This is a genomic window from Desulfosoma profundi (genome assembly GCF_055387865.1).
Window position 1 is genome coordinate 2,731,215 of sequence record NZ_AP042420.1, and the last position, 11,320, is coordinate 2,742,534.

Consider the following 11,320-nt stretch of genomic DNA (forward strand, 5'->3'; position numbering starts at 1 on the left):
GCAGGCTTATGACAGCAATGGAATTTGCGCAGTTTCCGATTCTGTCGGCGATCCTCTTCTCCACGCTGGTGGCTCTGTTGGTCATTCTTTTTATTCCCGATGACCGACCGGAGCTGGTCAAGCGGGTGAGTTTAGGGTTTGCCGCCGTAGGGTTGGCGCTCAGTCTGTATCTCTACGTGGCCTTCGACCCGCAGAAGGGTGGGCTGCAGTTCGTGGAGCGGGTCCTGTGGGTGAAAAGTCTCGGGATCTACTACTTCCTTGCGGCCGACGGCATGAACGTTCCCATGGTCCTGCTCACGGCCGTAGTCCTGTTTACCGGTGTGCTGACCATGTGGGAACTGGAAAAGCGCGTCAAAGAATACTTCGCCTTGACCTACCTGCTGGTTGCGGGGGTCTACGGCGTCTTTATGAGCATGGACTTGTTTTTCATCTTCGTCTGGTACGACGTCTCGTTGTTCCCCATGTACCCGCTTATCGCCATCTGGGGCAGCACACGAAAAGAATACGGGGCCATGAAGCTCACGCTCTATCTCTTGGCGGGCAGCGCTTTGATTCTCCCGGGCATTCTCTACTTGTGGGCTGTGGCCGGCGGGACAACGTTCGATCTTTTTGAATTGCAGCGGCTGGGCTTCGACGTCCAGGTGCAGCGGATCGCTTTTGTGATGCTCTATCTCGGCTTCGGCATCCTTGCAGGTGTGTGGCCGTTCCATACATGGTCGCCGGTGGGCCATGTGGCGGCACCGACGGCCGTGAGCATGATCCACGCGGGAGTGCTCATGAAACTGGGAGCCTACGGCATCCTGCGTGTGGGCATGACCTTGTGTCCGGAGGGTTTGGTTTACTGGGCGGACCTTATGGCCCTGTTGGCCACCATCGGGATTGTCTACGGCGCCTTCGTCGGGTTGGCGCAAACGGATCTCAAATACGTCATCGGCTATTCCAGTGTGTCCCACATGGGCATTGTCGGACTCGGACTCGCGACCCTCACCGTAGACGGGATCAACGGCGCCGTCTTTCAAATGTTTTCCCACGGGATCATGACGGCCCTCTTCTTCTCCGCCGTCGGCTACATTTACGACAAGACCCACACCAAGATGATTCCCGAGCTGGGGGGTCTGTCCAAGACCATGCCCAAGGCGTCGGCATTTTTCATCCTCGCAGCGTTTTGCGGCATCGGGGTCCCGTGCATGAGCAGCTTCTGGGCGGAATTGCTGGTTTTCATCTCCGCAGTGAAGACGTATCCGGTCAGGGGCATTCTGGCGGTTTCGGGGTTGGTGGTGAGTGCCCTCTTCATGTTGCGGGTCGTTCAGAAGACGTTCTACGGGGACAAGAATCCCAAGTGGGAACATATCCCCGACGTGCCGTTGTTTCTGGCGTCGCCGCGCATCATCTTGGTGGGCATTCTGATCTTCTTTGGTTTGTTCCCGAGGCTCATTCTGGACGTGATCCAAAGTGCCGTGGTTCCTTTCGTGAACAGCCTGTAGCGAGACGAGGGATGATTTGGTCATGATGAAATGGACCCTGTTTACCCCCGAACTGTACTATGTGGCCGTGGCGGCCGTATTCTTCCTCTGTTCTTTAGAGAAGAAGGCCGACCCGCGGCGTTTGTACCGCTGGGCGCTGACTCTGGCGGGCATCGGGCTGGCGGTGACCGTGGCGTGCGCCCGGATGGAAGGATTCCTGTTCTTCGACTCCTACAGGGTGGATCTGTTCAGCCAGGTCTTCAAGGTCTTCCTGGCATTGGGCATGTTCTTCGTCGTTTTGGTGTGCAGCGAATTGTATGGAATCGAGCCGAGAAAGCACGGGGAGTTCTATTTCCTGCTTGCCGTGTGCACCTTGGCCATGATGATGCTGGTGAGCGCGGTGGAATTGCTGACCATTTACATCGCGTTGGAGTTGTCCTCTTACTCCCTTTACCTTCTGGTTCCCATGCGCCATCGCGCGGATGAGTACGTGGAGAGCGGGATCAAGTACTTCATGGTCGGGGCCACGGCGTCGGCGATGATGATCTTTGGCATGAGCTACCTCTTCGGCGTGACTCACTCCACCTACGTGGCCGACATCATCCAGCGGCTCCCCCAGGTGTTCCATCAGCCGGCGGCCTTGGTGGGGTTGGTGCTGGCCTTGGGCGGTTTCTTCTTCAAGCAGGCCCTTTTCCCGTTCCATATCTGGGCGCCTGATGTGTACCAGGGTGCGGCCAATCAAGTGACCACATACATTGCCACGGCGTCCAAGATGGCCGCGGCCGCCATGGTCATTCGCTTTGTCGGGATGAGCACGGGTCAGTCGGAGATGCTGGTCCAGATCCTTGTGGTCCTTTCGGTGCTCTCCATGACTTTCGGCAATCTCGTGGCCATCGTTCAGAAGGACATCAAGCGTCTCCTCGCCTATTCCAGTATTGCGCATGCGGGCTACATGCTCATCGGGATTTTGTGCATGACCCAGCGGGGGTATTCCAGTGCGGTGTACTATGCCCTGGCGTATTTGGTGATGAACTTTGCGTGCTTCATGGTGATCATCAAAGTGGCGCCTGACGGCCACAACCTGCAGATTAAAGAACTGGCGGGATTGCACAAAAGATCGCCCATGCTGGCCATGACCCTGATGTTGGCCCTCTTCGGTCTGGCCGGGATTCCCCCGACGTTGGGCTTCACGGGGAAATTCCTGGTGTTCGCGGCGGCTTTGGAGAAGGGATATCTGCTTTTGGTCATCATCGGGATGATCAACGCTACAATATCGCTGTACTACTATCTCATCGTCATCAAGGCGGCATACCTCTTGGAACCCGTTCGCGAATACCCTCCGGTGCGCGTGGATGCGTGGACGCGGGTGATGAGTGCCGCTTTGGTGATCGCCATGGTCTATGTGGGCATTTTCCCGGATCGTTTTGTGGCTCTTGCGGAAGCCACCGTTGCGGTGCTGCCCTAGCGGTGCCGCCGTGGCCCCTGGGAAAGGAATAAGGATAGGACAATGCTGGAACGGCTAAAGGATCTTAAGCAGGATATCCGAGAAAAGGTCCAGACCGGGTTACGTGTCGCGGTGAAGCGTGTGGTGCCTGCACCGGAGGAGAAAGGTCTGTCACCAAGTCTGAAAGGGAACGTCTTCTGCGATCCAGGGTCGCATAAGGCGTGCGTGACGGTGTGCGCCCCCCGAGAAGGGTGCTCCTGCGATGCGGCAGCGCTACGGGAGGCCCTGGAGAAGGCTTTAAAGGAACATGGTTTGAACATCCCGCTTGGGAACGCCAAAACGGGCTGCCCCGGACGGTGCGAGCATGGACCGTTCCTCGGGTTTCCTCAAAAGGGCTTTTTCTATCTGCGGGTGCCGCCGGCAGCCGCCGAAGAGGTCGTCCGTGAAACCCTGATCAAAGGCCGGCTCCTTTTCCCGTATTTGTCCATAAGTCCAGACCGCTCCTATCGCCAGGACATCCTTTACGATCGTTTCAGCGGGCTTTTGGCCGCCATCGATGACACGGTCTGCATGGTGGAGGTGGCGAAGTACTTCCTGGATTTTGAGGAGGGACTGTCCTGCGGCAAGTGCGTTCCGTGTCGATTGGGCATTAAGCGGATGGAGGAGAGCCTGGAAAGGATCGTGAGCGGTCACGGGACCATGGACGATCTGGAGCAGTTGGGGCTTTTGTGTGAGACCATGATCTACGCCCCGCACTGCCGATTCGCCATGGCCAGCACCAAGCCGGTACTGAGCGCCATCACGTATTTCAGGGACGAGTTCCTGGAACACATCGAGAAGAAGGAATGCCGCGCCGGGGTGTGCCAAGCGCTGGTGGAAATCCAGAAGAAGAAGGCCTTCCGCGAGCGCATGGCACCCAAGAAGAAAAAAGCGAAGTAGCACAATCTCACACAACCAGCGCGGTTTCGGGAAACGAAAGGAAAGCACCGGAAGAGGGATGGGACATATGGCGACGATCACGTTGAAGATCAATGGCCAAGAAGTGCAGGTGGAAGAAGGCGCGACAATCCTCGATGCGGCAAAGAAGGTAGGGGTGTACATCCCGACGCTGTGTTACCATCCCTATCTGCCGCTGGAAGAAGCCTGCCGGATCTGTGTCGTGGAGGACGTCCGCCGAGGTTGGTCGACGCTCGTTGCCGCCTGTGTCTTTCCAGCTCGCCAGGGTATGGTGATCGAAACGGATTCGGAAAAGGTGCAAGAATCTCGAAAGACTATTCTGGAACTCCTTTTGTCTGATCATCCCAACGCCTGCATGACGTGCCAGGCCACCGGGGCGTGCGAACTGCAGGACCTGGCCTATCGTTTCCGCGTCAAACCCGACGCCTATCCCGGGGAACGTCACAAGCATCCTGTGGATTCGGACCCGAACCCCTATCTGCACATCGACATGAACAAGTGCGTGCTCTGCCGCCGCTGTATCCGTGCGTGTCATGACGTGCAAGGGGCGGATATTTGGACCAAGGTGGGGCGCGGCTTCGAGCAGCGGATCTCCACGGCTTTCGAGCTGCCGTTGCAAGATGCGGGGTGCGAGTTTTGCGGGCACTGCGCGGACTTTTGCCCTGTGGATGCCATTGGGTTCCGGAGCGGACGTTATGAAGTCCGGGCGTGGGAAGTCCAAAAAGGGGCCACCATTTGCCTCCAGTGCCCCATGGGCTGTGGAGCCATCTACGACACCACCAAAGGGAAGGTGGTCACCGTGCACGGGGACTTCGAGGCACCGGCCAACGTCGGAGCTTTATGCAAAGTCGGACGGTTCAACTACAACTTTGTGAATACGCCCAATCGGCTGCAACAGGCATATGTGCGCGACAGCGCGGGTGAGCAGGTCCCCGTGGCTGTGGATGCCGCGTTGGATGCGGCGGCAGGCAAGCTTTCGGAGATCGTGGAAAAACACGGCGGTGCGGCCGTAGGGGTCCTGGCCGGTGGGATGCTCACCAATGAAGAATACTATACGCTGCAAAAGCTGGCCCGAGGCGCCCTGCGCACGAACAACGTGGATAACATCGCCGGTCCCTGGCATTTACCCCTTTATGAAGGGTTGAGCAGCAGTCTGGGCTGGGGGGCCATGAGCGGATCCCTCGACGATATCGCCCATGCAAAGAGCCTCCTTGTGCTCGGATCCAACACCTTGGAAAAACATGCCATTGCGGCGCTGCGCGCCAGAAAGGCCGTCCGGGAAGGCGCGGTGATGATCGTGGCCCATCCGGATCGCGTGGGATTGACCAAGAACGCCGAACGGCATCTGGCCATCCGGCCGGGGTCCGAGTCCAGCCTGCTCTGCGGATTCCTTAAGGTCATTGTTTCCGAAAAGCTCTACGATGCCGCCTTTGTGGAAAAGTACACGCAGGAGTTTGACAAGTTGGAACGGAGCCTGGAAAAGATCGCCTTGCTGGATGTGGCGGAACGCACCGGGCTTACGGAAACGGAAATCCAAGAGGCGGCTCGCTTGTATGCCTCAAAAAAACCCGCGTGCCTCATCTACGGTGCGGACATGGCTCAGGAGCCGGCCAACGAAGCCTTGTATCGGATGGGTGCAGCCTTGCAGATGCTCTTGGGGAGCGTGGGCGTACCCGGAGGGGGGGTGGCGGCCATGGGCGTCTCCGGAAATGCGCAAGGCGCGGCCGATTTCGGGGCGTGGCCGAAGTACCTGCCCGGATACCGCAGTGTGACCCAGGCGGGTGCCCGAAAGACGGTAAGCCATCTCTGGGGGGTGGAGGTGCCGGGAGAAGCCGGCCTGAGCTGGCCGCAGATGTTTGAAGCCATGGAGAAAGGGGATCTCAAGGCCCTTTACCTCGTCGGGGTGGATCCCTTCGAGCTGGGCCTTGCGGAACGCGTGGTGGAAAGCGCCCTGGCCAAACTGCAGCTCCTTATCGTTCAAGACTGCGGAATGACGAGAGCGGCGCGCTACGCCCACGTGATTCTTCCCGGAGCTGCGTTCTTGGAAAAGGAGGGCACGGCGACCAACTGTGAACGCCGCGTTCAGAAGTTGACCCCCGTCATGCCGCCTCCAGGTGAAGCTCAAGCCGATTTCGACCTTATCCAAGGGGTGCTCCGCCGCCTCAATCCGAATCTGGCTCCCGCCGACCGTGCCCAAGCGTTCGATGAGGCTGCGCAGTTGATTAAAGAGATCAGCCCGTTGCGCTACGCTTCCCTAGGCAGGAAAGGGCCGTGCTGGCCGGTGAAAGAGGATGGATCGGGTACCGACCGCCTTCCTCTGTCCGATGAGAAACCGTCGCTCAAGTTTTTTGCCGCACGTTTGTAATCCCCTTCGCCCCGACCTCGCGAGATTCGCGGGGTCGGGGCGCGGTCCATCGTCAATGCCGCTCCACCAAGAACCTGCAATCGGCCCGCTTGCCGTGCCCCCTCCTAGACACCCGTCATTATCCCCCTGAAGAAATCTCTTGGAGTCTTCTCCTCCAAGATTTAGACTTTTTCGGGCAGGCCGGATATCCGGCTGTTCTTCACATGATCCCGTCGGTTCTGATCTTGTTGTCCCACGGCAGCGGTCTCGCCCCATCCCCCATTTTTCCAAGAACCCTTGCCATCGTGTCGGAGAATGCCATGACTGAAGAAGCAACCCAGGAAAAGAAAGCGGGAAAAGTGCGCATGGGGCCGTGGAGCTCGATACCGCCATGGGCGGAGCGCTGGAAACCGAACCGGTGGTTTTTTGCGGCTCTGCTTTTTCTCGCCGCAGGCCTGTGGGTGTGGTTTTTTTGGAGAATCGAGCCGGGAACGGACGAGATTGCGGTTCTCATCCGGAAAACCGGCGCTGACCCGCCCTCGGGTCAGATTGTGGCTTTCGAACCCCATCAAAAAGGCATTCAAATGGAGGTCCTCCCGGAAGGCCGCTATTTCCGAAATCCCTACACATGGGGCTGGGAGATCCATCCCGTGACCGACATCCCGTCGGGCAAACTGGGCGTGCTCATTCGACTGTGGGGAGAAGATCTTCCCCCTGGGGCGATCATCGCCAATTCCCAAAAAAAGGGCATTGTGGGCGAGGTTTTGCGGCCTGGGAAATATCGCATCAATCCTTACGCATATGCGGTCCAGATTTTTGACGCCGTGACGGTGCGTCCGGGCCATGTGGGCGTGGTGACATCTTTGGTGGGCGTGGATGTGCACACGGCGGAGCTCCCGGTGGAGGAGCGGAATCGGTACCTGGTCCCCGAAGGGGCGAAAGGCGTGGTCAAGGAGGTGCTGGATCCGGGCACTTATTATCTGAATCCTTACATGGTCTCGGTCACCGAGATGACCCTTCAGAGCCAAAGGTTTGAGATGAGCGGGGAAGACGCCATCACGTTTCTCACCTTGGACGGGTTCAACGTCACCGTGGAAGGGACCATTGAATACTCTATCAACAGAGACCAGGCTGCGCTTCTCACCCACAAAGTGGGCGATATGGAGGATATCCTGAAGAAGATCATCTTGCCGAGGGCTCGGGGATTCAGCCGGATCGAAGGGAGCAAACACCCGGCTATCGCGTATATCGTCGGGGAAACAAGACAACAGTTTCAGAACAACCTGGAGCAGCACTTAAAAGATCGGTGCGCCGACTGGGGCGTGACCATCCGTTCGGTACTCATTCGAAACATCTCCCCTCCCGAAGAAATTGCCAGGATCATCCGCGACCGGGAGGTGGCGGTGCAGCGGGCCAAGATGTTCGACCGCCAGATTGAGCAGGCCCGGAGCAAGGCCGAATTGACCCGACAAGAAATGCTGGCCCAGCAAAACAAGGAAAAGGTGGAAGCGGAAACCGAGAAGATCCGGGCCGTGATCCAGGCACGCCAGGACCAGGACGTGAAACTTACGGCGGCCCTCAAGGAACTGGAAGTTGCGAAGCTGGAAAACGATGCGGCCGTCTTTCAGGCGGAGGCCCTTCTCCTCAAAGCGGATGCGGACAAGGAGGTCATCCGGCTTCAAAATGAAGCTCAGGCACGTGTCATCGGGGATCAGGTTTCGGCCTTTGGAGATGGATGGGGACTGGCTCGGTACAGTCTCACCAACGCCTTGGCGCCCCGTATCGGATCGGTGCTCACTACGGACCGATCCGATGCTCTGGGCGGTGTTTTTGAAGGTTTTCGGCACAAAGGGGGGACACAAAGGGCGGGCGGGTTTACCGCGGCCGAGCAAGGAGATCACCCATGAAAAGGAACGCCTGGAGAGTGGTTTCGCTGGGGCTGGTCATCGCCGGGCTTTGGATCACTTACCAGTGGGTCTTTTGCCGTTTTTATGTGGGGCCGGGGGAGATGGCCGTTGTCATCGCCAAGACCGGCCGGAGTCTGCCACCGGGGCAGATCTTGGCCCGAAAGGGACAAAAGGGGATTCAGGAAGAGGTGCTGGGGGAGGGGCGCCACTTTCGTGATGTGTTCCTCTACGATGTGGAAATCCGAAAGGCGATCACCATTCCACCGGGAAAGATTGGGATCGTCACTTCCAAGGTGGGCTCAGATCTGCCTCCCGGGGAATTTCTCGCCGAACCCGGGCAGAAGGGGATTTGGAGAAGGGTCCTCGGCCCGGGCCGTTACCGCATGAATCCTTACGGGTATCAGATTGACTTGGTGGATGCCCTCAGCATTCCCATCGGATTTGTGGGCGTTGTGACCTCCCTTTCCGGCAAACAGACCACAGACGGGGAATTCGCCGGGCCTGGAGAAAAAGGGGTACGGGAAAACATCCTGCAACCCGGCCTGTACTACGCAAATCCCAAGGAATTCCGGATCGACGTGCTTGAGATCGGGATCAACCAAGTGTCGCTTTTGGGCAAAGAAGGCAGTGCGGTGGTCACCAAGAAGGCGGCCCTTCAGCCGGAGGCGAGCGGCGCCGTTTCCGCGCTTCAAGCCCAAGTGCTGAGAGAACAAATGGAGCGGCGGAAGGACTACCTCGAAAAGGCGCGCACTACCCCTGGAGCGAAAGAACCGGGGGCGCTGGTGACCGAGCCGCCGGTAAAAGGAAGAGAGCCGGCGCCCCCTGTACCCATGAAAACCCCGGCCCCTCCAGCTCCCCGACCGCTCGTGGACAAAACCCATCCGATGGTGGAGGCGGCCGTGCCGGGCTTTGTCCTGGATCAGTTTGTGACATTTCCATCGCGGGACGGATTTGAAATCAGCTTGGACATGACCGTAGAGTTTGAAATGAGGCCGGAATCCATTGCATGGGTTTTTCGGCAATTCGGAGATCTCCCGGCTGTCGTGGACAAAATCCTTATGCCTCAGATTCTGAGTGTCTCGCGCCTCAAAGGCTCGGCCTATCGTGCCACGGATTTCATTGTGGGTGAGGGACGGGAAAAGTTTCAGGTGGACTTGAAAGACACTCTGGCCAAGACCCTGGCGGAGCGTCAGATCCTCATTCACAATGCGCTCATCCGCCACGTGAACGTGCCCGAAGAAATCTTGGAGCCCATCCAGCAGTCCAGCATCGCCCAGGAACAGGACCTCACCAATCAGGAAAAGCAAAACACGGCGCGAAAACAGGCTCAACTGAATACGGAGTTTAGCCTGATCCAGCAACGCGGGGCGGAGGTCGCCCAGCAGACGCAGCGGATCCGAGCGGTCATCAAGGCGGAGCAAGAAAAGAGTGTTGCAGAGATTGCCGGAGAGACACTGAAAAAAGTTGCCGAGATCGAAAAGACAACGGCGGAAATCCGCGCCCAAAAAGTCCTGAGACTCGGGCAGGCTCAAGCTGAGGTGATCCGCAGGGTGGAAGGCGAAAGGGCAAAGGGGCTTGCTTTGCAGACTCAGGCTTTTAGGGATCCAGCAGCTTTTACCGCGTGGGAGTTTGCCGGCAAACTGAACCCGGAACTCAAAGTGCAGGTTATTTATGCAGGAGAAGGCACCCTGTGGACGGACTTGGAAAAGGCCAGCCTGGGGGAACTAGGTGGAGCCGCGATCCTTCATAAAAAAGACCAATGAAGTTTCAAAACGATCGCTTGGGGCAACTCATGCACCGGAGGCTTTGTCGCTATATCGCCGGTGTTCATAGAAACACACGGATCGAGGAAGTGACCGCTAAGGGCTCATAAGGCTTTCGCGGGCTCCCTGGTCTGAGATCCTTCTGGATCGAGGCGCGGCGGTGACCCGTCGGTGATGAGTCCGCGGAGGGCATCACAGGATGAAAGTTTGACAAACAAACGGCGGGGCACTAAGGAGCAGTCCGTCAGAAAGTGTTTGGAGTAGCTGCTGCCGTGCGAACCGAATTGGACAAAAACACCCGAGCGTGGCTGACGCTGAAACTCACGCCGGATCTAGGAAATGTCTCCATTCTGAAGCTCATCGAACGTCTCGGTTCCCCTGAGGCGGTCTGTGTCGCCCATGCCCATGATGTGCACGCGGTCCCCGGACTGCGTCGGCAAGCGCAAGAAGCCCTGCTTGCACGGCGCACCCTCCGTCCGGTGGAGGAGGAATGGCAGGCCCTTCGAGCTCAGGGATGGGGGCTCATTGTCCTCGGGGATCCTGACTATCCCGATAACCTCAAGAACATTCCCGACCCGCCGGCGGTTCTCTATGCCACGAGCTGTCCAGAACCGCGCGATCTTGTGGCCGTCGCCGTTGTGGGATCCCGGTCCGCCTCTCCCATGGGACTTGTGTTCACAGAACGATTGTGCGCAGATTTGGGGCGGCGGGGCGTGACGGTGGTGAGCGGCCTGGCTGTGGGCATCGATGCGGCCGCTCATCGTGGCGCAATCAAAGGGGGCGGTCGTACCATAGCCGTGTTAGGCTGTGGTTTGGATGTCCCGTATCCCCGTCCCAACGCCGAGCTTCGCTCCGCCATTATGGCCCACGGGACTTTGTTGACCGAATTTCCTTTGGGCACACCCCCCTTACCCGGCCACTTTCCTCAAAGAAACCGGATCATCAGCGGTCTGGCCTTGGGGGTTGTGGTGGTGGAGGCGGGCGCCAAAAGCGGCTCGCTCATCACGGCGCGCTGGGCCTTAGAGCAGGGACGGGAAGTCTTTGCGGTTCCTGGAATGGCTCGGAATCTGCGGAGCCACGGACCGCACCAGCTGCTCCGACAAGGGGCGACCCTTGTGGAAAGCGCCGACGATATTCTCGAACAACTCAAACCCATGCTTCGGCCAAGTTCCGCCCCGGTCGGCCCGAGACTCGAACCGGCTGAGCCCCGTGGGGTGGAGACGTCCGAGATTGAAGCCACCGTCCTGGGTCTGCTTGGTGTCGAACCCGTTCATGTGGACAGGCTCTGCCGCGAAAGCGGCCTGGAAACGGCCGTGGTCATGGCGACGCTCATGGCGCTCGAGATCAGAGGGCTTGTGCGCCAGATGCCCGGCAAGTATTTTGTGCGGCTTTCATGATGATGGCAGCTCGCCTGATGGGTGAACGAATTCACTGTAGAAAAC

The 11,320-nt window shown here is 58.5% G+C and carries 7 protein-coding genes; all 7 read left to right on the forward strand.

The genetic code is table 11. The annotated features are described in order from the left end of the window. Positions 1–8 precede the first annotated feature (8 nt). The 7 genes from ACZ5K9_RS11840 to dprA all read left to right on the forward strand — a co-directional run bounded on the left by ACZ5K9_RS11840 (position 9) and on the right by dprA (position 11,275). Positions 9–1,484, forward strand: coding sequence for a complex I subunit 4 family protein (locus tag ACZ5K9_RS11840; protein WP_464271540.1), 1,476 nt, complete (start codon positions 9–11; stop codon positions 1,482–1,484). A gap of 22 nt (positions 1,485–1,506) precedes the next feature. Then, entirely contained in the window at positions 1,507–2,928 is a 1,422-nt protein-coding gene (locus ACZ5K9_RS11845) for an NADH-quinone oxidoreductase subunit N (protein WP_464271541.1), read from the forward strand. A 42-nt stretch (positions 2,929–2,970) separates the two neighbouring features. Then, on the forward strand, positions 2,971–3,846 hold the full coding sequence (locus tag ACZ5K9_RS11850) for an NADH-ubiquinone oxidoreductase-F iron-sulfur binding region domain-containing protein (protein ID WP_464271542.1): 876 nt from the start codon (positions 2,971–2,973) through the stop codon (positions 3,844–3,846). A gap of 67 nt (positions 3,847–3,913) precedes the next feature. Further along, positions 3,914–6,229, forward strand: coding sequence for a molybdopterin-dependent oxidoreductase (locus tag ACZ5K9_RS11855; RefSeq protein WP_464271543.1), 2,316 nt, complete (start codon positions 3,914–3,916; stop codon positions 6,227–6,229). Positions 6,230–6,528: 299 nt separating this feature from the next. After that, entirely contained in the window at positions 6,529–8,115 is a 1,587-nt protein-coding gene (locus tag ACZ5K9_RS11860) for an SPFH domain-containing protein (protein ID WP_464271544.1), read from the forward strand. Next, positions 8,112–9,878 (forward strand): SPFH domain-containing protein, encoded by a 1,767-nt coding sequence (locus ACZ5K9_RS11865; RefSeq protein ID WP_464271545.1) that lies wholly within the window; start codon positions 8,112–8,114, stop codon positions 9,876–9,878. Before ACZ5K9_RS11860 ends, ACZ5K9_RS11865 begins: the two co-directional genes overlap by 4 nt. Before the next feature lie 251 nt (positions 9,879–10,129). Next, the gene (gene dprA, locus ACZ5K9_RS11870; RefSeq protein WP_464271546.1) at positions 10,130–11,275 is read left to right on the forward strand and encodes a DNA-processing protein DprA; all 1,146 of its coding nucleotides are present in this window, start codon (positions 10,130–10,132) and stop codon (positions 11,273–11,275) included. The last annotated feature ends 45 nt before the right edge of the window (positions 11,276–11,320 follow it).

What these genes read in the sequence shown, in the direction of transcription:
- ACZ5K9_RS11840 (WP_464271540.1), top strand. Translation starts at nt 9, where the DNA reads ATGACAGCAATGGAATTTGCGCAGTTTCCGATTCTGTCGGCGATCCTC.
- ACZ5K9_RS11860 (WP_464271544.1), top strand. Translation starts at nt 6,529, where the DNA reads ATGACTGAAGAAGCAACCCAGGAAAAGAAAGCGGGAAAAGTGCGCATG.
- ACZ5K9_RS11865 (WP_464271545.1), top strand. Translation starts at nt 8,112, where the DNA reads ATGAAAAGGAACGCCTGGAGAGTGGTTTCGCTGGGGCTGGTCATCGCC.
- ACZ5K9_RS11845 (WP_464271541.1), top strand. Translation starts at nt 1,507, where the DNA reads ATGATGAAATGGACCCTGTTTACCCCCGAACTGTACTATGTGGCCGTG.
- ACZ5K9_RS11855 (WP_464271543.1), top strand. Translation starts at nt 3,914, where the DNA reads ATGGCGACGATCACGTTGAAGATCAATGGCCAAGAAGTGCAGGTGGAA.
- ACZ5K9_RS11850 (WP_464271542.1), top strand. Translation starts at nt 2,971, where the DNA reads ATGCTGGAACGGCTAAAGGATCTTAAGCAGGATATCCGAGAAAAGGTC.